General features: G+C 31.5%; 23 protein-coding genes. 19 read left to right on the top strand and 4 right to left on the bottom strand.

What is annotated here, in order from left to right; translation table 11 throughout:
* Positions 1 to 161: 161 nt before the first annotated feature.
* On the bottom strand, positions 162 to 1,475 hold the full coding sequence (locus RWS90_RS05770) for an LCP family protein (RefSeq protein WP_314549468.1): 1,314 nt from the start codon (positions 1,473 to 1,475) through the stop codon (positions 162 to 164).
* Positions 1,476 to 1,660: 185 nt separating this feature from the next.
* Between RWS90_RS05770 and mutM the strand changes: the two genes are divergently transcribed.
* The 6 genes from mutM (at position 1,661) to RWS90_RS05740 (ending at position 5,553) form a co-directional block, all read left to right on the top strand.
* The gene (gene mutM, locus RWS90_RS05765) at positions 1,661 to 2,521 is read left to right on the top strand and encodes a bifunctional DNA-formamidopyrimidine glycosylase/DNA-(apurinic or apyrimidinic site) lyase (RefSeq protein WP_314549466.1); all 861 of its coding nucleotides are present in this window, start codon (positions 1,661 to 1,663) and stop codon (positions 2,519 to 2,521) included.
* A gap of 12 nt (positions 2,522 to 2,533) precedes the next feature.
* Positions 2,534 to 3,382, top strand: a complete 849-nt coding sequence (locus RWS90_RS05760; protein WP_314549464.1) for a YitT family protein — start codon at positions 2,534 to 2,536, stop codon at positions 3,380 to 3,382.
* A gap of 71 nt (positions 3,383 to 3,453) precedes the next feature.
* The gene (locus RWS90_RS05755; protein ID WP_314549462.1) at positions 3,454 to 3,786 is read left to right on the top strand and encodes a hypothetical protein; all 333 of its coding nucleotides are present in this window, start codon (positions 3,454 to 3,456) and stop codon (positions 3,784 to 3,786) included.
* A 62-nt stretch (positions 3,787 to 3,848) separates the two neighbouring features.
* Positions 3,849 to 4,400 (top strand): ribonuclease M5, encoded by a 552-nt coding sequence (gene rnmV, locus RWS90_RS05750; protein WP_314549460.1) that lies wholly within the window; start codon positions 3,849 to 3,851, stop codon positions 4,398 to 4,400.
* Positions 4,400 to 5,260 (top strand): 16S rRNA (adenine(1518)-N(6)/adenine(1519)-N(6))-dimethyltransferase RsmA, encoded by an 861-nt coding sequence (gene rsmA / locus RWS90_RS05745; RefSeq protein WP_314549458.1) that lies wholly within the window; start codon positions 4,400 to 4,402, stop codon positions 5,258 to 5,260. Before rnmV ends, rsmA begins: the two co-directional genes overlap by 1 nt.
* A gap of 11 nt (positions 5,261 to 5,271) precedes the next feature.
* Positions 5,272 to 5,553 carry a nucleotide pyrophosphohydrolase gene (locus RWS90_RS05740; protein WP_314549456.1) on the top strand — a complete coding sequence of 94 codons (282 nt, stop codon included), beginning with the start codon at positions 5,272 to 5,274 and terminating at the stop codon, positions 5,551 to 5,553.
* Between the two features lie 145 nt (positions 5,554 to 5,698).
* Here RWS90_RS05740 and RWS90_RS05735 read toward each other — a convergent pair whose 3' ends face one another.
* The gene (locus RWS90_RS05735) at positions 5,699 to 6,913 is read right to left on the bottom strand and encodes an MFS transporter (protein ID WP_314549453.1); all 1,215 of its coding nucleotides are present in this window, start codon (positions 6,911 to 6,913) and stop codon (positions 5,699 to 5,701) included.
* An 812-nt stretch (positions 6,914 to 7,725) separates the two neighbouring features.
* On the opposite strand from RWS90_RS05735, the gene trpX reads away from it, so the two are divergent.
* From trpX to RWS90_RS05720, 3 genes are all read left to right on the top strand, one after another.
* Complete coding sequence (gene trpX / locus RWS90_RS05730; protein WP_314549451.1) at positions 7,726 to 8,730, top strand: tryptophan ABC transporter substrate-binding protein; 1,005 nt, start codon at positions 7,726 to 7,728, stop codon at positions 8,728 to 8,730.
* A 147-nt stretch (positions 8,731 to 8,877) separates the two neighbouring features.
* The gene (locus tag RWS90_RS05725; protein WP_314549449.1) at positions 8,878 to 9,753 is read left to right on the top strand and encodes an ABC transporter permease subunit; all 876 of its coding nucleotides are present in this window, start codon (positions 8,878 to 8,880) and stop codon (positions 9,751 to 9,753) included.
* Positions 9,754 to 9,756: 3 nt separating this feature from the next.
* On the top strand, positions 9,757 to 10,530 hold the full coding sequence (locus RWS90_RS05720; RefSeq protein ID WP_314549446.1) for an ATP-binding cassette domain-containing protein: 774 nt from the start codon (positions 9,757 to 9,759) through the stop codon (positions 10,528 to 10,530).
* A 96-nt stretch (positions 10,531 to 10,626) separates the two neighbouring features.
* Here the strand turns inward: RWS90_RS05720 and RWS90_RS05715 are convergent, their stop codons facing one another.
* The gene (locus RWS90_RS05715; protein WP_314549445.1) at positions 10,627 to 11,151 is read right to left on the bottom strand and encodes a hypothetical protein; all 525 of its coding nucleotides are present in this window, start codon (positions 11,149 to 11,151) and stop codon (positions 10,627 to 10,629) included.
* Positions 11,152 to 11,163: 12 nt separating this feature from the next.
* Positions 11,164 to 11,481 carry a hypothetical protein gene (locus tag RWS90_RS05710; protein ID WP_314549442.1) on the bottom strand — a complete coding sequence of 106 codons (318 nt, stop codon included), beginning with the start codon at positions 11,479 to 11,481 and terminating at the stop codon, positions 11,164 to 11,166.
* 184 nt (positions 11,482 to 11,665) lie between these two features.
* Between RWS90_RS05710 and upp the strand changes: the two genes are divergently transcribed.
* The 10 genes from upp to RWS90_RS05660 all read left to right on the top strand — a co-directional run.
* A complete protein-coding gene (gene upp, locus RWS90_RS05705) occupies positions 11,666 to 12,295 on the top strand; it encodes a uracil phosphoribosyltransferase (RefSeq protein WP_314549440.1) in 630 nt (209 codons plus the stop codon).
* Positions 12,296 to 12,454: 159 nt separating this feature from the next.
* Positions 12,455 to 13,183, top strand: coding sequence for a F0F1 ATP synthase subunit A (atpB, locus tag RWS90_RS05700; RefSeq protein ID WP_314549439.1), 729 nt, complete (start codon positions 12,455 to 12,457; stop codon positions 13,181 to 13,183).
* A gap of 84 nt (positions 13,184 to 13,267) precedes the next feature.
* A complete protein-coding gene (gene atpE / locus RWS90_RS05695) occupies positions 13,268 to 13,483 on the top strand; it encodes a F0F1 ATP synthase subunit C (protein ID WP_003143965.1) in 216 nt (71 codons plus the stop codon).
* A gap of 53 nt (positions 13,484 to 13,536) precedes the next feature.
* Positions 13,537 to 14,061, top strand: a complete 525-nt coding sequence (gene atpF, locus RWS90_RS05690; RefSeq protein WP_314549437.1) for a F0F1 ATP synthase subunit B — start codon at positions 13,537 to 13,539, stop codon at positions 14,059 to 14,061.
* Entirely contained in the window at positions 14,061 to 14,600 is a 540-nt protein-coding gene (atpH, locus tag RWS90_RS05685) for an ATP synthase F1 subunit delta (protein ID WP_314549435.1), read from the top strand. The genes atpF and atpH overlap by 1 nt, the downstream gene beginning before the upstream one ends.
* 27 nt (positions 14,601 to 14,627) lie before the next feature.
* Positions 14,628 to 16,130: a F0F1 ATP synthase subunit alpha gene (atpA, locus tag RWS90_RS05680; RefSeq protein WP_314549433.1), complete on the top strand. Its 1,503-nt coding sequence runs from the start codon at positions 14,628 to 14,630 to the stop codon at positions 16,128 to 16,130.
* A 34-nt stretch (positions 16,131 to 16,164) separates the two neighbouring features.
* Positions 16,165 to 17,034 carry an ATP synthase F1 subunit gamma gene (gene atpG, locus RWS90_RS05675; protein WP_314549431.1) on the top strand — a complete coding sequence of 290 codons (870 nt, stop codon included), beginning with the start codon at positions 16,165 to 16,167 and terminating at the stop codon, positions 17,032 to 17,034.
* Positions 17,035 to 17,073: 39 nt separating this feature from the next.
* Positions 17,074 to 18,489: a F0F1 ATP synthase subunit beta gene (gene atpD / locus RWS90_RS05670; protein WP_314549430.1), complete on the top strand. Its 1,416-nt coding sequence runs from the start codon at positions 17,074 to 17,076 to the stop codon at positions 18,487 to 18,489.
* A gap of 20 nt (positions 18,490 to 18,509) precedes the next feature.
* Positions 18,510 to 18,914 carry a F0F1 ATP synthase subunit epsilon gene (locus RWS90_RS05665; RefSeq protein ID WP_314549428.1) on the top strand — a complete coding sequence of 135 codons (405 nt, stop codon included), beginning with the start codon at positions 18,510 to 18,512 and terminating at the stop codon, positions 18,912 to 18,914.
* Between the two features lie 212 nt (positions 18,915 to 19,126).
* On the top strand, positions 19,127 to 19,634 hold a 508-nt coding region (locus tag RWS90_RS05660), incomplete at its 3' end, for a PD-(D/E)XK nuclease family transposase (protein ID WP_314549426.1).

Genomic DNA, 19,634 nt, shown 5'->3' with positions numbered 1-19,634 from the left:
AATCAAATTTTACAAATAGCTCAAATAAAAAGAAACAATTATTCACATCTTCAAATACTGGAACTGTAAATGTAAAATTTTCAAATAAATAATTAATATCCCATCAAAAACTATTTTTGATGGGATATTAATTATTCTTGATTATTATTAACTCCGGTATTTTAATGGGTATTTGTAGTACCGATACCAGTTGTAGTATTTTGCAGTTCATTGCTGTTGTTAGTATTATTAGTTGTCTCATCTGGACGATTTTCGTTACTAACAGTTATATCATTTTTCAGATTTTTTGGTGTAAGTCGTTCAGGAAGATTTATTATTGTATCCTCTGGAGACATTATAGTAAGATTTGAAATTGGATAATTTTGTGCCGGACGTAAATTATTGATTTTATATTGTTTAAGACCAATAGATATATGACCTTGATAGTAGATGTTTAATAAATCTGTAGCCTTTGGTAAAGGTAAATCTAGATTATTTCTTAATGCAGAAGATGCATAAAGTAAAGACAGTGGTCTTGGATAGTAGTAGTAGACACCACCATAATAAATGTCATAACCTTCAATTCTATGAGATACGATTTCCATATCTTCATTAAGGAACATTTTAATTGCTGTAGAGATTTGAGTTGTTGATAAATTATGCTCTACATTATCTCCAGCTATGTTAATAATTTCATTGATTTTTGCTAAGGCATTTAAACTCTTAGCTTTATCAATAAGAGAATGAATAGCTTGAAGTTGACGTTGACCACGTTCGATATCACTATCGTAATATCTACTACGAGCAAAGGCAAGGGCTTGTTCACCATTTAAAGTATGCCACCCTTTTTTAAGTTTAACTGTATTTTCTTCGCCATTAGCATTTTGCTCATCCATATCGAAAGGAACGTATAAATCAATACCACCAAAGGCATCAACAGTTTGAACAAATGCTTTAAAGTTAATCATTACATAAAAGTTAATTGGAGTATTTAGCAGGTTTTCTACTGCATTAGTCGTTCCTTTGACATCATTATATGCATGTGCATGGGTAATTTTATCGTAGAAATAAGCACTATTATTATTTTCGTCATCTTTTTCTCTCATTAGACTAAGAGAATCACGAGGGATACTAACCATATCCATGCGTTTTTTATCTTTATTGATGGTCGCTAAAATCATAGAGTCTGTTCTACTATCCTCGCGTGTTTGTCCTTGTGCTTTACGATCATCATTCATATCAATACCTAAAATTAAAACTGAGAATTTTTTAAAGTTAGGATCAACTTCTTTTAGATAGTCTACATTTTTATAACCTTTTTTGGCAGAACTTGAGAAGTTATAGAATGTATAAGCAGCAAATGCTCCAGTTCCAACTAAGAATAATGCTAAAACTGTAAATAATATTTTTTTAAATCCTCTTTTTTTAGGAGGGCGTCCTCCTCTTTTATACGAGGGTGAACTAATTCTTTTTTGTCTAGATATTTTCTCTTCCATTTAATAACGACCCCTTTTTATATTTAACTTTAATATTATACTACATATTTACTTCTAACGCTATAATAATGCTAAAAAAACTTGGAATTTATTCTGGTGGTAGTGATAAATTAAAAGGAAATCTTTGAATTATTTTATTATTTGTATTACAATTAAAAAAGTAATTATAAAAATAGGAGTATATTATGCCAGAATTACCAGAGGTTGAAAATATAAAATTTGGATTAGAAGAAGTAGTGATAAATAAACAAATTTTAGATGTAAAATATTCAAATACTGTAAAAGAAAGCCATACACTAAATAAAATGGCAATTGTGAAGCAAGATATTTGTTGTTTTTCTGAAAGTGTAAAAGGGAAAACAATAGAAAAATTATCTCGTCGCGGAAAATATCTATATTTCACATTAAATGAGGGATATATAATTACACATTTTGGTATGACAGGAGCATTTTTTCTAGTTAAAGATATAGCAGAGATTACTAATAAAAATTATTTTAAACATCAACATGTAATTTTCGAATTATCAACAGGAGAAAAACTAGTTTACAGTGATATTAGAAGATTTGGAGAGCTTAGATATATTGAAGATATAACGAAGTTTAAACCTTTTATTAATCTTGCTCCAGAACCTTTTGATAAAAATTCTAAAAAATATTTTTTAGAAAAATTAGCCGAAAATAAATATAAAAATCAACCTATAAAAGCACTACTGCTAGAAGGAAATGTATTTTGTGGATGTGGTAACATTTATGATTGTGAAGTATTATATCGCCAAAAAATTCATCCATTAACAAAGGCGAGTGAACTCTCAAAAAAGAAAAAGGAGAGTTTATTTAAAGAATTAGTAGATATTTTAGAATTAGCAATAAAAGAGGGTGGATCTACAATCTCGGATTATGTTCATGCTGATGGAGGAGAAGGGAATATGCAAAATTTCCACCAAATATATGGGAAGAAAATCTGTCCTCTAGGTCATGATGTGGAGAATGTTACGATAAAAGGTCGTTCGAGTCATTTTTGTCCTATTTGTCAAAAAAATAAATAAAAAGGAGAATCAATGGAGAGCAGAATAGAATTTATAAAGAAATATATAAGTATAATTATTGGATCATTAATTTTTGCAGCAGGATTAGAATTTTTCTTAATTCCTAATAATATATTAGATGGTGGAGTAATTGGTGTTTCCATTATTGCTCGTCATTACTTAGGATTGCCACTTGGGATTTTCATTTTAATATTTAACATTCCATTTTTATATTTGGGATATAAGCAGATAGGTAGAGGGTTTTCGATAACTTCTATTTTTGGAATTATTATTTTATCTTTTGCAACATCTTATTTTCATAGTTTTCCTCCGCTAGTTACTGATCCATTCTTAGCGTGTATCTTCGGTGGTATCATACTTGGAATTGGGGTAGGGTTAGTTATTAGAAATGGTGGAACATTAGATGGTAGTGAGATGTTTTCAATTTATGCAACAAAAAAATTACCAATTTCTGTAGGAGAGATGGTTCTAGGGATAAATGTTGTGATTTTTATAGCTTCTGGATTTGTTTTCACATGGGAAGCGGCGCTATATTCTATGATAAGTTATTTCGTAGCTTCTAAAGTTATGGATATAGTTATTGAGGGACTAAACGATTCTAAATCTGTAATGGTTATTACAAGCAATTATCAAGTAATAAGTCAAGAAATTCAAGATAGATTGGGTCGTGGTGTGACTTTATTACATGGTGAAGGTGGTTATTCAGGACATGAAACGAAAATTATATTCTGTGTAATTACTCGTATTGAAGAATCAAAACTAAAAAAAATAGTCTTTAGAAATGACAAGAATGCCTTTCTATCGATTGGAACAGTTAGTGAAGTAAGTGGAGCTAACTTTAAGAAAAAAGATATACATTAATAAATTTTCCTTTGCAGAGTTTTTCCGCAAAGGATTTTTTGTGATATAATGAGTATAAAGAGGTGGGAGTTATGGAAGAATTATATAATTACCTTATTAAGAGTGAGAAGATTTATTTGTTAGAAAGAAGAAAAACAGTGAAATGGTGGCATATATTATTAGACCTTGTAGGTCTTCTATATTTTGCTGGAGCATATGGAGAAGATAAGACTTATGATTGCTATTTAGTCAAGTTTGAAAAACATTGGGAAATAATAGTGTGTAAAAAAGGAATAGCACTAGAAAAAATTAAGCTTAAAGACAAATTTGAATTAAAAAAGAAATTTTTTTGTGGAGGCTATAAGTATACAGTTTACCACGAAATTACGCATGAACTATACAACTATTTGAAATATTCATGCTAGCAAGAGAAAAATTTGTTTAAATATGTTATAATAGACTGATGAATTATTTAAAGGATAATAAAATGAAAATCAAAGAAATTATAGTAGTAGAAGGCAGAGATGATACCAATAGGGTTAAAGAAGCGCTCGATTGTGATACTTTTGAAACTAATGGTTCTGCTCTTACTAAGAAAAAAATAGAACGTTTAATCTTTCTAGAGAAAACAAGAGGACTAATAGTTCTAACAGATCCTGATTATGCGGGAAAGAGAATTAGAAGTATTATAGAAAAAAATATCCCGACGGCAAAACATGCTTATATTTCTAATAAAAAGGCCGTAGATAGCAAAGGGAAGATTGGGATAGAAGCTGCGAGTAAAGAAGATATTATTGCGGCTATAAAAAATCATTATACACCGATGGATGTGGTGAAAAATGATATAAGTAATGAAATATTGATAGAGTTAGGATTAGTGGGAGGAGCTACTTCAAAAGTTCTAAGAGAAGAACTTTGTGAAAGATTAAATATAGGCTATACTAATGCTAAACAACTACTAAATAAACTAAATATGTATAACATTTCTAAAGAACGATTATTAGAAGAAATGGAAAAAATGAGTAAAGGAATAAAATAATGATAGGAACACCTAAGAAAACTTTTGAAATACTAAAAAAACACGGTTTTACATTTAAAAAGAGTTTAGGACAGAACTTTTTAATAGATGCAAATATCTTAAATAGAATCGTTGATGGAGCTGGAGTAAATGAAAATGTAGGAGTAATAGAAATTGGACCAGGAATCGGTTCTCTTACAGAAGCGTTAGCCAAAAAAGCTAAAAAAGTAATTTCATTTGAAATTGATGGTAGACTTTTACCGATTCTATCGGAGACACTTGCTGATTATCCTAATGTTGAGATTATTAATAATGACATCTTAAAAGTTGATGTTGATAAAATAATCGCTGAGAAGATGTCGGATTGTGAAAAAATTATGGTAGTAGCAAACTTACCATACTACATTACAACTCCAATTTTAACTCATTTAATCGAAAATACTGAGAAAATTGATGGTTATGTAGTTATGATGCAAAAAGAAGTTGCTAACAGATTAAATGCTAAGGTAGGAACAAAAGATTATAACTCACTAACAATTTTATTAAATTATTATACAGATGTCGAGTATCTATTTACTGTACCCAAAAAAGTATTTGTACCAGCACCGAATGTTGAAAGTGCAGTTGTGAAAATTATGACAAAAGAAAGTCGCGAATTTGAAACTGATGCTAAATTCTTTAAATTTGTTCGTTCATGTTTTGTTCAACGAAGAAAAACTTTACTTAACAACTTAATTTCAAGTTATGGTAAAGACAAAAAGCAAGATTTGCAAAATGCTTGTGTAGATAGTGAAATAGAACCAGCTAGACGAAGTGAAACTTTGAGTTTAGCAGAATTCTACAATCTATATAATAATTTAACAAATAACAGTTTAATCTAAAGGATGAAGATATGAAAGAACTAGAGACTATAATAACAGAATTCAGGAAAAAAAGAGGATGGGAAAAGTACGATACTTTAGAAAGATTTTCTAAAAGTATATCGATAGAAGCGGCAGAGTTATTAGAACATTTCCAGTGGGATGAAAAAGGAGATAATATTCAAGAAATAAAAGATGAACTAGCAGATGTTCTAATCTATTCTTTAGCAATGTGTTATCATCTTAATGAAGATCCTAAAAAGATTATAGAAGATAAATTAATAGATGTTGCAAGACGTTATCCAGAAAAATAAAATAAAAAGAGGAATGATAATGTATCACTCCTCTTTTATTATTAATGATGATTATTAAATACATAAGAGGGAGTGACTAAAAAATCGTGATTTCTTTCTGAGAAATCGATCAAGTCACTCCCTTATTTAAAAGTTTTTAATATTACTATCGATTAGTTTTAGTTTTTAACACAGGTACCTCTTTACCTTTGTAAAACATTGCGTAAAGAACTGTTACACCGATTGTGATTACTGCACAAAGGATATAAATTCCTCTGTATGATAGAATTCCATGAACTGTACCTAAAGCATAAGGACCAAATCCAAGTCCAAGGTCTAATCCGATGAAGTAAGTAGAAAGTGCAATCCCTACCTTAGTAGAATCCACAAGTTTTAAACAAACGGCTTGACCGTTTGACATGAAAGTTCCGTAACCTAATCCGATTAATGCACCTGAGAATAATAACATAAAGCTACCATTTGTAAAACTTAACATTAATAGTCCTAAAGTTAAAAATACAAAACTTGGGTACATAACTGCATTTTCACCACGAGCATCGAATACGCGTCCTGCAAATGGACGAGTAGCAGTAATGATAAGAGCATAAACTACAAAGAAGAATGCTCCAGCTGTTGATAGATTCAAACTATCAGCGTAAATAGATAAGAATCCTAACACGCTAGAGTAAGCTAAACCGATTAAAAACGCTACTGCTGAGATAAATAATACTCTATATTCGATAAATGTATTTAATGCCCAACTGTTTAATAATTTTTTTTGTTTTTCATCTAATTCAATATTTTGAACTGGGAATAAGAAACAAGCAATTGCAACTGCAACAGATAATACGATTGCTAGAATGATAACAGCATTGAATCCTGTAATAGGAAGTAGTAACATACCGATAAATGGACCGATTGCTGCTGCCAAACTTGTACTTAATCCGTAGTAATTAATTCCTTCACCATTACGAGTTTTAGGAATATAAGCTGTAACAATAGCATTAGCTGCAGTAGAAATAGTTCCGTATGCAAAACCATTTAAGAAACGAACCGTGTCTAAAATAATAATGTTAGATGATATTAGGTAAGCTGCAGTTGTTATTAAATAGATTAAAGCTCCAAAACGTAAAACTTCTTTACGACCAACAATTTCCAATTTCTTACCAATATAAAGACGAGCGACAAGTGTTCCGATAATATAAATACCTGCGGCAAATCCTGCCTGAGCAGCAGTAGCTCCTAATTGAGATGTTGCATATTTTGCTGTAATAACTACAAAACAATAATAAATTAAAAATACAATAAAGTTAATTGTAGTTATTGTTATAAATCCTTTATTAAATAATTTTTCTTTTTCTATAGCTATCTTGCTATCCATAAAAATTCTCCTAACTTCATTTTAAGTAACATATATCTATCATACTCCTATAAAAATAGATTTTCAAGTGAAAATTTTCACGAAAATGATATATTTTCAATTTTATTTTCATAAGAAGTTCGATATTTTATAAAATATAATTCACCTATATACAGCAGTGAAATCAATGGATCAACTACTGTACTATTATAAAAATCTCTATATTTCAATTATGAAAACGACTTATTTTCATTGTTTTCATAATAAGCTATGTTTGCATAGGATAATTTATAGTACAGAAAAAATTGATAAAATGGGATTAATATATTTTTAATATTTTTTTAAAATAATTACTTTGAGGTAGTGATAGTGAGTTTCAATAAAAGTAATAAACTAAATTTTATTTAATATAGATAGAAATTATATGGAATTGTCAGAATTTTTATATATTTTTTTAAAAAATATATTGACAATAAAAAAAGCTGTTGATATAATGTAATTAAGAATTAAAAGCAAAGGAGAAAAGAAATTTATGAGACTGTATCAAGTAGAAACGCTACAATTAAATATTCGTTGGCAAAGCCACTAGATACTGAGTCGATCTTGTTTCTTTTTAACATAGATACGGCTCTCAGACGAGAAGTAAGTATCTATGTGGATTATTTGTGATGAAAAAATCGAGACCACATAGAAATATCTAGGTGGGCTTTTTATATTTATAAACCTAAAATTATAGGGACCACTAGATATAATACTAGTGGTCTTTTTATATAGATACGCTTCTAAAATTTTTATTACAAAAAATATTATTAGATTTAAAGGAGATTATTAAAATGAAAACAAATAAAATTTTCGTAGCATTTATATTATTATTAGTTTGTGTATTAGGTTATGGTTTTTTCTCTAGTAAAAAAGGTGAGGAAACTAAAAAAGTAGAAAACAAAGAAGTAAAAGTAGGGGTGCTTCAATTACTTAGTCACCCAGCTTTAGATCAGATATATAAAGGTTTAGAAGATGGTCTTAAAAAAGAAGGATATGAAGTAGGTAAAAACTTAAAAATTGATCTTCAAAATGCTCAAGGTGATCAAAGTAATTTAGCAAGTATGGGTCAAAAATTAGTTACAGATAATAATGATATTCTAGTAGGTATTACAACACCGGCTACTTTATCATTGTCAAATGCAACAAAAGATAAACCAATTATTATGGGTGGTATTACGTACCCAGTTGAAGCAGGATTAATTAAAGCTGAAAATAAACCAGGAAATAATATTACTGGTGTTAGTGATAGAACTCCAATTAAACAACAACTTGAAATCATGAAAAAAGTATTACCTAACATGAAAAAAGTTGGAATTCTTTACACAGCTAGTGAGGATAACTCTGTAAAACAAGCTCAAGAGGCTGAAAAGTTAGTTAAAGAATTAGGACTAGAAGTAAAAGTTTCAACAGTAGCAAATACAAATGATATTCAACAAGTAACAGAGAGTCTTGCTTCTCAAACAGATGCAATCTTCATACCAATCGATAACACAATTGCTAGCGCAATGGCAACAGTTGTAAAAGTTACTGATGCTAAGAAAATTCCAGTATTCCCATCTGCAGATACAATGGTAGCTGATGGAGGATTATTAGGATTAGGTGTTGATCAATATCAAATCGGTGTTGAAACTGCGAAAGTTGTTGCTAAAGTATTAAAAGGTGCTGATACTAAAGATATGCCAATCGTTCTTGCTAATGAAGGTGTAATTTACCTAAATGAAGCAAAAGCAAAACAATTAGGAATTGAAATTCCAAAAGAGATTAAAGATAAAGCAAAAGTAGTAGATAAAAAATAGATTTATTGGTATTATATTTTTGTAGAGTTTGGAAAATAAAAAAAGAAGGGGAGAGGACTCAAAAATTAAATAATTATTATTTTGATTTTGAGCTTCTCCCGTCAATAAAAAATTAGAACTGCTTGAAAATAGAAAAAGAGGTGCGAAATGGATTTAATTATTTCAGCGATTTCTCAAGGAATGCTTTGGGGGATATTATCGCTTGGATTGTTTATAAGTTTTAGGGTGTTGAATATTGCGGATATGACAACAGAAGGTGCATATCCTTTAGGAGCTGCTGTATGTGTTATTTGTATACATAATGGTATTAATCCAATAGTTGCTACATTGATTTCGATTGTAGCTGGTATGTTAGCGGGTCTTGTGACAGGATTTTTAATAACTGTTTGTAAAATCCCAAGTTTACTAGCAGGAATCTTAACGATGACGGCATTATTATCGGTGAATCTTAGAATTATGGGAAGACCGAATTTAAGTTTAATCAATAAAGATACAATCTTCAGTAAAATTCAAGGATTAAATTTACCAACTCATTATGATACTGTATTTGTTGGGATTATTCTTTCTGGATTAATTATTTTAGCGATGTCTTTATTTTTCTCAACAGAATTGGGTCAGAGTTTAATTGCAACAGGAGATAATGAGAAAATGGCAACAGCGTTAGGTATTTCTACAAAAACAATGACGATTTTAGGATTGATGCTTGCCAATGGAATTATTTCTTTAGCTGGTGCGATTTTAGCACAAAACAATGGTTATTCTGATGTTAATAGTGGTATTGGGGTAATAGTAGTAGCTTTAGCAGCAATCATTATAGGAGAAGTAATCTTCAAAGATGTTACTTTTACAACAAGATTAGCGTGTGTAATTTTTGGAGCTATAATATATAGGCTACTTTTAGTAGGAGTATTGAAGCTAAATATTATCGGGGCTAATGATTTTAAATTAGTATCAGCATTAGTAATAGCTTTATTCTTAACGCTACCTCAATTAAAATTGAAAACTAAGAGAAAGGATGTATAAACCATGTCATTTATAAAAATTAATAAAATAGATAAAACGTTCTTTCCAGGTACGATTAGAGAACAACATGCATTAAAAAATGTTAGTCTTGAAATTAAAGATGGAGACTTTATTACTATTCTTGGAGGAAATGGAGCAGGGAAATCAACTTTTCTTAATGCACTAGCAGGTTCGTTTTCACTAGATGGTGGAGAAATTTTAATCGAGGGAAAAGATGTAAGTAATATAGTAGAACATAAAAGAGCAGGATTTATCAGTAGGGTGTTTCAAAATCCATTAGATGGAACGGCGCCTCGTATGACAGTTGCGCAAAATATGTCTTTAGCTCTACGACGTGGTAAAGTTAGAGGTTTTAAACCGGGGACTACTAAAGAAGATAGAAAACTTTTTAGAGAATTACTAGCAACTTTAGACTTAGGACTTGAAGATAGATTAGATAGTGAGATGGGGTTATTGTCTGGAGGTCAACGTCAAGCTATTGCACTTTTAATGGCTACTATGACAACACCTAAACTTTTACTTCTTGATGAACACACGGCAGCGTTAGATCCTAAAACACAGAAGAAAATAATGGAACTTACTCGCCAAAAAATAGAAGAGAAAAACTTAACTGCATTAATGATAACGCATAATATTCAAGATGCGGTGAAATATGGGAATAGGATAATAGTTCTACATCGTGGTGAATTGGTTCGTGATATCAGCAAAGAAGAAAAAGAAAAATTAGATGCAAAAGCATTATATGAACTACTTTATAATTTAGAAGAAAATGAATAAAAGTCTGGGAGTGACTCGACAAAATCGTGATTTCGAAGAAACAAGAGATTTTGTCGGGTCACTCCATCAGTTTTTTATAGTTAAAAGAAAAGTGTACTATTTACGATTATTAAAGACATAATATCCAACTAATATAGCAATTGTTAAGTATAGGTTAATATTTGGATTAGCGATATAGAATAACATTGCTTTATAAGATAAGCGCATAAATAATCCCTGGATAATAGAAGGGGAAAAAAGTAAAATCAAGAATATAGAGTTATCCATTTTTCTTGCTAATAAAATAATAAACAATAATATAAGAAGAAGTAGGATAATGGCTATATATTTATTTATCACTACATTAAATACAATCGGGAATTGAATAGGGTTAAAAAATATTAATAACGCTATTAACAATACAAAAATTGTAATTATCCCACTTTTTGTTCTCTCATTAAGATTACTTTTATTTGTATACATAAAAATATAACTCAAGTAAGAAGCGCCAAATATTAGAATTCCAATAGAGGCGGCTTCTAGTAGATTTAATGCCATAAATGGATTTGCTATTATAGGAGCAAGGTAAAATAGTACATATATACCAGTTGCTATAATTAAATTACGTTTTAAAATTGTCATATTATCTCCTTACTATTTCAATAATGCCGTTAAAAAATAACCTAAAAAAGAAAATGCTATTATTACAAGTATTAGCACCAGTGCGCTAGAATTAAAAATAAAAAATAGCGGTAGTGCTAAAAAAATACTGAATACAGGCGTCAATATAGTTCTTTCAATAAAATAAGAAATCAGCACAGTTATTGCAAATGAAAAGAATCCATAAGCTAAGATTAAAATGAAACCAGCCTTACCACTTTCTCCATTATAAAACTTTAAAAAAGATAAGGGAATAACATAGTAAAAAATACTAGTTAATAAAAATACCCCTAAAAAATTTTTTCTGTTCATGTTAGTATCTCCAAATATTGTTTTTATTATTGTAATATTTTCTAAGAATGAAGTCTAGTAATATAGTAAAATTAATAAAAAAATATTTTCTTGAATGGAGTAAAATATTTTCGGATATCTCTTGTTAAAATGAAATAATTAGAGTAAAATAAATATAATAACATTACAAAGGAGAACTATAATTATGTCAAAAGTTCATGTATTTGATCATCCATTGATCCAACACAAATTATCTTTTATAAGAGATAAAAGAACGGGTTCTAAAGACTTTAGACAACTTACTAATGAAGTAGGATCTTTAATGGCTTATGAAATCACTCGTGATCTTCCACTAGAAGATGTAGAAGTAGAAACACCAATCCAAACAACTACTTGTAAACGTCTTTCTGGTAAAAAGGTAGTTTTTGTTCCGATTTTACGTGCAGGCTTAGGAATGGTGGATGGTTTAATGAATTTAATTCCATCAGCAAGAGTAGGACACGTAGGATTATATCGTGATCCAGAAACTCTTCAACCACATGAGTATTTTGTTAAAATACCAGGTAATCCAGAAGAACGTCATTTCATCGTTGTTGATCCAATGTTAGCAACTGGAGGTTCTGCCATTGCTGCAATAAATTCATTAAAACAACGTGGAGTTACGGATATTAAATTTATGTGTCTTATAGCTGCACCAGAAGGTGTAGAAGCATTACATAGCGCACATCCAGATGTAGATATCTTTATCGCAGGATTAGATGAGAAATTAAATGATCACGGATATATTGTACCGGGATTAGGAGATGCTGGGGACAGAATTTTCGGAACAAAATAATGATTAATTAAATTATTTCAATCAATTTATATAAATTTTAAGAAATTGCTAGTAAATATAGTAAAATCATATTATAATATTTATTAAGTATTTCTAATTAATATTACAATAGATTTAGAAATATAAAAGATACTTTAAGAAAAGAGGTGAGGGGAATATATGGAAACACACACATATCTTATTACCAAATTGTTTGGCTATGATATTACGGTTAATATTCCTAGTGTAATCACAACTTTAATAACGGTGTTGCTTACCTTTATTATAGTGGTATTTCTAACTAGTAGAATAAAACTAAGACCAGATAGTAAACGTCAGAATGCAGCTGAATTACTTGCGTATTTCGTTAGTGATAACGTAATAAAAGGAAATGTTAGTTGGAGAAAATATGGTAAAGGATTATGGGCGACAGCGTTAACACTTATTTCACTTATTGCTGTGGCAAATACGATCGGAGTACTAATAGAAGTTAGTTATGATGGAGTAATTTATGTGAACTCTATAACGGCCGATCCAACATTTACTTTCTCTCTTGCATTATTGGTTATTGTCTTTACTCATTATGCAGGGATTAAGTATAAGGGTACTAAGCATTACTTTGGTACTTATACTTCTTCAGGTATAGGTATTACACCTTTTAAAGTTATTGAAGAGTTCACGAACTTATTAACGCTTTCAATGCGTTTATTCGGTAACATTTATGCAGGGGAAGTATTATTAGCACTTTTAGCGACACTTACAACAGCAGGTGTCTTCGGTGCAATCGCCGGTATTACAGGTTTAGTAGTATGGAAAGGATTCTCGCTATTTATAGGGTTTATCCAAGCGTACATCTTTACGGTATTATCATTTATTTATTTATCACATAAAATTAGTGATGAACACTAATATAAATAAAAGAAACGCACTTATTTGTGCAAAAAATTAATAATTAATAAAATTCATTTATTATCCAAGGAGGAAAATATAATTATGGTAGAATTAATTGGAGCAGGATTAGCAGCAGGATTAGCAGCAGTTGGTGCTGGTATCGGTAACGGATTTTTATTCGGTAAATTTATAGAAGGTGTATCTCGCCAACCAGAATTAGAGTCAAGATTAAAATCAAATGCTTTCGTATTATTCGCACTTGTTGAAGCAGTACCTATCTTAGCTATCGTTATTTCATTCGTTATCTTAGCTAAATAATTTAGTATAATACTGTAAACAAAAGAACTATGAAGAATAGGAGCATTTAGTAAATGGAAAATTTAGTATTTTTAGCTACTGAACACTCTTCTCATCAAGGTTTTAATCTAGGAAATATGGCTATTAACATTGTAGCTGTATTAATCTTATTAGTATTACTGAAAAAATTTGCTTGGGACAAACTTATTGATATGTTAGATGAGCGTCAAAAATTAGTTGAAGGTCAACTTGATGATGCCGCTAAAAATCAAAAAGAAGCACTGATTTTACTTGAAGAAAATCAGGAAAAATTAAGAAATGCGCAACAAGAAATCAAAGTTATGATGGAAGATGCTCGTGAACAATCTAAGGTTGAAAAACAAGCTATTCTTGAAGAAGCGCGTAAACAAGCAGAACAATTAAAAGTAAATGCTCAAAGAGATATTGAGGATGAGAAGAAAAGAGCACTTGAAGAAATCAACAAACAAATTGCTGAACTATCAGTGCTTGTAGCTTCGAAAATTTTAGAAAAAGAATTAGATGACTCAACACAAAGTGAATATGTTGATAAAGTCATTAAAGAGGTAGGGGTGAAATAATGAGTAAGTCAGTATTAGCTAATAAAATTGGATATTCATTATTTGAAGTTGCAAAAGAAAACAACTCTTTAGAACAAGTTTCTTGTGAGTTAAATGAAGTTGCAAAAGTCGTTAATGAATCTTCAGATTTTGTTACATTGATGAACAACCCTAATATAGAAAAAATTAAAAAAATTAATTTGATTGATGCTTCATTTACAGGTGTTAATAAATATGTTGTAAATGTAGTGAAAATCTTAGCAGGTAATCTGCAAATCTCATTAATAAATTTTGTTTTAGAGCAATTTACAGAATTGTTTAATAAACATTCAAATAGCGTTGTTGTGAAAGTTGAATCAGCTTCGCCACTAACTGACGTGCAGTTAGAAAATCTAAAAGAAAAACTTAAAAATGAGTTACAACTAGAAAAAGTAGAACTTAATAATTTTGTAGATGAAAGTCTTCTTGGTGGATTGAAACTTACTTATAATAATAAAGTAGTTGATGCTAGTATTAAGGCAAAATTAAATGCTATAAAATCAAAAATTTCTACAATCTAGAAGAAGTTGAAACAAGGAGGGACATAAATGGCTATTAAAGCTGAAGAAATTAGTTCATTACTAAAATCACAAATAGAAAATTATCAGTTTGAAGTTAAGTCAACAGATGTCGGTACAGTTATAGAAGTAGGGGACGGTATTGCTCGTGTATACGGTCTTAATGAAATAATGAGTGGTGAGCTAGTTGAGTTCACTAAAACAGGGGTTATGGGTCTTGCTCAAAACCTTGAAGACACAAATGTTGGTATAGTAATCTTAGGTCCAACAACTGATATTAAAGAAGGAGACGAAGTTCGTCGTACTGGTCGTGTTATGGACGTACCTGTTGGTGAAGAACTTATCGGACGTGTAGTAGATCCACTAGGACAACCAGTTGATGGTCGTGGACCAGTAAACACTACAAAACGTCGTCCAATTGAATCTCCAGCTGTTGGGGTTATGGGACGTAAATCAGTATCAGTTCCATTCCAAACAGGTATCAAAGCAATTGATGCATTAGTACCAATCGGACGTGGACAACGTGAGCTTATTATCGGAGATAGACAAACAGGTAAAACTGCAGTAGCTATCGACTCAATTTTAGCTCAAAAAGGACAAAATGTTATTTGTATCTATGTTGCTATCGGGCAAAAAGAATCTACAGTACGTAGTGTTGTAGAAACTCTTAAAGAACATGGAGCATTAGATTACACTATCGTAGTAACTGCGTCAGCATCTCAACCAGCACCACTTCTATACATTGCACCTTATGCAGGGGTTGCTATGGCAGAAGAGTTCATGTTTAATGGTAAAGATGTAGTAATCGTGTATGATGACTTATCAAAACAAGCGGCAGCTTACCGTGAGTTATCACTACTATTAAAACGACCACCAGGTCGTGAAGCATATCCAGGGGATGTATTCTACTTACACTCACGTCTTCTTGAACGTGCAGCTCGTGTAAATGAAGATTTTGGTGGAGGAAGTATCACTGCGCTACCATTCGTAGAAACGCAAGCGGGTGACATTTCTGCATATATTCCAACAAACGTAATTTCAATTACAGATGGACAAATCTTCTTACAATCAGATTTATTCTTCTCAGGAATAAGACCAGCAATTAACGCCGGACTTTCAGTATCTAGGGTAGGTGGATCTGCACAAATTAAAGCAATGAAAAAAGTATCAGGAACACTACGTCTTGACTTAGCATCTTACCGTGAGTTAGAAAGCTTTGCTCAATTCGGTTCTGACCTAGATCCAGCGACTCGTGAAAAACTAGAACGTGGTAAACGTACAGTTGAAGTTCTAAAACAAGACTTACACAAACCAATTCCAGTAGAAAAACAAGTTATGATTCTTTATGCTTTAACACATGGTTTCTTAGATGATGTTGAAGTTAAAGATATTCACAGATTTGAACAAGAATTATATGCATACTTAGATGCACATGAAACTGAAGCAGTTAAGCATATAGTTGAAACAAAAGACTTACCAGCGACAGAAGTTATGGATGAAGTAATAGCTGCATTCAAAAAAACTTTTGCCTAAGATGATAAGTAGTAGAGTAAAGGTGGTGAACTAATTGGCGTCACTAAGAGATATAAAAAACAAAATCAATTCTACGAAAAAAACTAGTCATATTACAAAAGCAATGGAGATGGTTTCAACATCTAAGCTACTAAAAGCACAGTCAAACGCGCAAAGATTTAATCCTTACATGCAAAAAATGCAAGAAGTAATGGGGACAATCTTTGGAAAAGGTGCTAATATTAAGCATCCAATGCTAGAAAAAAGAGAAGCTAAGAAAACTCTTTATGTTGTAATTACTAGTGATAGTGGTTTATGCGGAGGATTCAACTCAAACGTTATTAGAAATTTTGTTAACACTGTTAAGGAAAGACATAATAATGAAGGGTATGGTATCGTAGCTATAGGAAACTATGGTGCAGAATTCTTTAGAAAAAATGGCTATAATGTAGTTGATAGTTACAGAGATATACCAGATGAGCCAAGTTTCACTCAGGTTAAAGAAATTACTAATAAAGTGGTAGGTTACTTTATTGACAAAGAATATGATGAAATCTACTTACACTATAATCACTTTGTTAGCATGATTCAACAGGTTGTAACTGAAAGTAAAGTTCTACCTATTGAAAATACAGATCAATTTACAAATTCTAACGACCAGATTAACGGTGCATATGAATTTGAACCTGGTGAGGCAGCAGTACTAGATGTAATACTACCGCAATATGCTGAAAGTATGATTTATGGAAGTATATTAGATAGTAAAGCTAGTGAACATTCTGCAAGAAAAACAGCAATGAAAAATTCAACTGATAATGCAGGAAATATTATTGATACACTTACGATTAAATATAATCGTGCAAGACAAGCTGCAATTACTCAAGAAATCACAGAGATTGTAAGTGGAGCAGCAGCAACAAAATAGTAATGAGAAAGGAGAAGCTATTAAGTTAGCATACAACATATGAATAAAGGTTATATTCTCCAAGTTATGGGACCTGTAGTAGATGTTAAATTCGAATCAGGGCATATGCCAAATCTATTAAACGCTTTAGAAGTTTACATAGAAAAAGGCGATGGAAAAAAAGAAAAATTAATTCTTGAAGTTTCTCTAGAAGTCGGAGACAACGTAGTTAGAACAATTGCGATGTCATCTACAGACGGATTAAATAGGGGAGCAGAGGTAGTAGATACAGGAGCACCAATTACAGTTCCTGTTGGTAACTACACATTAGGTCGTGTGTTCAACGTGTTGGGTGAAGCAGTTGACCACGGTGCAGAAGCAGGAGCAGAAGTTCAAAAAGATTCAATTCATAAAGAAGCTCCTACTTTTGATGAATTATCAACTCACGTTGAGGTTCTTGAAACAGGTATTAAAGTTATCGACTTACTTGCACCATATATTAAAGGTGGTAAAATCGGTCTTTTCGGTGGTGCGGGAGTTGGTAAAACAGTTCTTATCCAAGAGCTTATCAACAACGTAGCACAACAACACGGTGGTCTTTCAGTATTCACAGGTGTAGGTGAACGTACTCGTGAAGGAAATGACTTATACTATGAAATGAAAGATTCTGGTGTTATTAACAAAACAGCCATGGTATTCGGACAAATGAACGAACCACCAGGAGCTCGTATGCGTGTAGCATTAACAGGACTAACAATGGCGGAATACTTCCGTGATGAAGAAGGACAAGACGTACTTCTATTCATCGACAACATTTTCCGTTTCACACAAGCAGGTTCTGAGGTTTCTGCGTTATTAGGACGTATGCCTTCAGCCGTTGGTTATCAACCAACACTTGCAACAGAGATGGGACGTTTACAAGAACGTATCACATCAACTAAAAAAGGTTCTGTAACATCTATTCAAGCGATTTATGTACCAGCCGATGACTATACTGACCCGGCACCAGCTACAACATTCGCCCACTTAGATGCGACAACAAACCTTGAACGTGCGTTAACAGAGATGGGTATCTATCCAGCCGTTGACCCACTAGCTTCTACATCAAGAGCATTAGCTCCTGAAATCGTAGGAGAAGAACACTACCAAGTAGCGACAACAATTCAAAGAACACTTCAAAAATATCGTGAATTACAAGATATTATTGCCATCTTAGGTATGGACGAATTAAGTGATGAAGATAAGAAAACAGTTGATAGAGCACGTCGTGTACAATTCTTCTTATCTCAAAACTTCCACGTTGCAGAACAATTTACAGGGCAACCTGGATCATACGTTCCAGTATCTGAATCTGTTCAAGCATTCAAAGGAATATTAGAAGGTAAATACGACCACATTCCAGAAGATTGCTTCCGTCTAGTAGGTGGAATTGAAGATGTATTAGAAAAAGCTCGCAAACTAGGAGTAGAAGTATAATACAAATAGGAGGTAAATAAATGAATACTTTAAGTGTAAGCATTGTTACTCCTAATGGAGAAGCTTATAGCGCAAAAGAAGCTTCTATGGTTGTATTGGGAACTACTAGTGGACAAGTTGGGATAATGGCAAACCATGTTCCTATGGTTGCGTCATTAAAAATTGGTCCGTTAAAAGTGATTTTTCCTGATGGACGAGAAGAATTTCTAGCTGTAAGTGAAGGATTTGTGGAAACACATAAAGGCGAAGTAACTATTATAGTTCAAACAGCAGAATTAGATAAAGATATTGACGTTGAACGTGCTAAAAGAGCGTTAGAACGTGCAAAAGAACGACTTGAAAAAAAAGAAGAAGGTCTTGATGTAAGACGTGCAGAGTTAGCTTTAGCTAAAGCGATAGCTCGTCTGAAAGTATCTGAAAAATAATATAAAAATAGTTTATATTTAATTGTAATAGCCCCCAAAATTTGGATAAATTTTGAGGGGCTTTTTTTCAATATATCTTGTTATTGGACGCTTACAAAAAACTTATTGTGAGACTAATGTTATCATTAGAAAAAATATCTTTCATGAAGTATAATGAAGGTAGGAATTAGCGGAGATTATGAATTTTTTTAAAAAATAGGGAGGTTTTCAAAATGGAAAACATAAGAAATAAAGATACACGACCAATGATGGATTTAGTAGCGAAAAAAGTGTTTAGTAATACCGAGGTAACGGCACAATTTATAAGAGACTTACTAGACTTACCAGTAGCTTCTGTAAAACTTTTAGATGGTGCACAGATCCATGCTAAACCGTATAAAGATTTGCTACCATTTGTCACGCACGTAGATGTACTAGCAGAATTAGATGATGGCACTCAGGTTATTATAGAAATTCAAGTAGCTATGCAGGTTGATTTTATAAAAAGGTTGTGGTTGTACATCTGTGAACAAGTATCACAAAACTTAGACGAGTATAAAAAAGAAGGGGTAGATACACATCATCTGTCTCGAGAATTAATACCGGTATATGCGATAGCAATAACAGAGAAACCGTATTTTGATGATAATCGAGCAATTCATACGTTTAGTATGCGAGACGATGAAAACTGCGAAGAGTTAAAAGTTAAATTTAAAGGAATAGAAGAAAAAAGAAATTTAA

Origin of the sequence: uncultured Gemella sp., assembly GCF_963529685.1 — a bacterium.
In the GTDB taxonomy this organism is placed as follows: domain Bacteria; phylum Bacillota; class Bacilli; order Staphylococcales; family Gemellaceae; genus Gemella.
Note: the sequence above shows the minus strand (reverse complement) of the source record. Positions and strands in the feature narration are given on the sequence as shown.

What these genes read in the sequence shown, in the direction of transcription:
- RWS90_RS05770 (WP_314549468.1), bottom strand. Translation starts at nt 1,475, where the DNA reads ATGGAAGAGAAAATATCTAGACAAAAAAGAATTAGTTCACCCTCGTAT.
- mutM (WP_314549466.1), top strand. Translation starts at nt 1,661, where the DNA reads ATGCCAGAATTACCAGAGGTTGAAAATATAAAATTTGGATTAGAAGAA.
- RWS90_RS05760 (WP_314549464.1), top strand. Translation starts at nt 2,534, where the DNA reads ATGGAGAGCAGAATAGAATTTATAAAGAAATATATAAGTATAATTATT.
- RWS90_RS05755 (WP_314549462.1), top strand. Translation starts at nt 3,454, where the DNA reads ATGGAAGAATTATATAATTACCTTATTAAGAGTGAGAAGATTTATTTG.
- rnmV (WP_314549460.1), top strand. Translation starts at nt 3,849, where the DNA reads ATGAAAATCAAAGAAATTATAGTAGTAGAAGGCAGAGATGATACCAAT.
- rsmA (WP_314549458.1), top strand. Translation starts at nt 4,400, where the DNA reads ATGATAGGAACACCTAAGAAAACTTTTGAAATACTAAAAAAACACGGT.
- RWS90_RS05740 (WP_314549456.1), top strand. Translation starts at nt 5,272, where the DNA reads ATGAAAGAACTAGAGACTATAATAACAGAATTCAGGAAAAAAAGAGGA.
- RWS90_RS05735 (WP_314549453.1), bottom strand. Translation starts at nt 6,913, where the DNA reads ATGGATAGCAAGATAGCTATAGAAAAAGAAAAATTATTTAATAAAGGA.
- trpX (WP_314549451.1), top strand. Translation starts at nt 7,726, where the DNA reads ATGAAAACAAATAAAATTTTCGTAGCATTTATATTATTATTAGTTTGT.
- RWS90_RS05725 (WP_314549449.1), top strand. Translation starts at nt 8,878, where the DNA reads ATGGATTTAATTATTTCAGCGATTTCTCAAGGAATGCTTTGGGGGATA.
- RWS90_RS05720 (WP_314549446.1), top strand. Translation starts at nt 9,757, where the DNA reads ATGTCATTTATAAAAATTAATAAAATAGATAAAACGTTCTTTCCAGGT.
- RWS90_RS05715 (WP_314549445.1), bottom strand. Translation starts at nt 11,151, where the DNA reads ATGACAATTTTAAAACGTAATTTAATTATAGCAACTGGTATATATGTA.
- RWS90_RS05710 (WP_314549442.1), bottom strand. Translation starts at nt 11,481, where the DNA reads ATGAACAGAAAAAATTTTTTAGGGGTATTTTTATTAACTAGTATTTTT.
- upp (WP_314549440.1), top strand. Translation starts at nt 11,666, where the DNA reads ATGTCAAAAGTTCATGTATTTGATCATCCATTGATCCAACACAAATTA.
- atpB (WP_314549439.1), top strand. Translation starts at nt 12,455, where the DNA reads ATGGAAACACACACATATCTTATTACCAAATTGTTTGGCTATGATATT.
- atpE (WP_003143965.1), top strand. Translation starts at nt 13,268, where the DNA reads ATGGTAGAATTAATTGGAGCAGGATTAGCAGCAGGATTAGCAGCAGTT.
- atpF (WP_314549437.1), top strand. Translation starts at nt 13,537, where the DNA reads ATGGAAAATTTAGTATTTTTAGCTACTGAACACTCTTCTCATCAAGGT.
- atpH (WP_314549435.1), top strand. Translation starts at nt 14,061, where the DNA reads ATGAGTAAGTCAGTATTAGCTAATAAAATTGGATATTCATTATTTGAA.
- atpA (WP_314549433.1), top strand. Translation starts at nt 14,628, where the DNA reads ATGGCTATTAAAGCTGAAGAAATTAGTTCATTACTAAAATCACAAATA.
- atpD (WP_314549430.1), top strand. Translation starts at nt 17,074, where the DNA reads ATGAATAAAGGTTATATTCTCCAAGTTATGGGACCTGTAGTAGATGTT.
- RWS90_RS05665 (WP_314549428.1), top strand. Translation starts at nt 18,510, where the DNA reads ATGAATACTTTAAGTGTAAGCATTGTTACTCCTAATGGAGAAGCTTAT.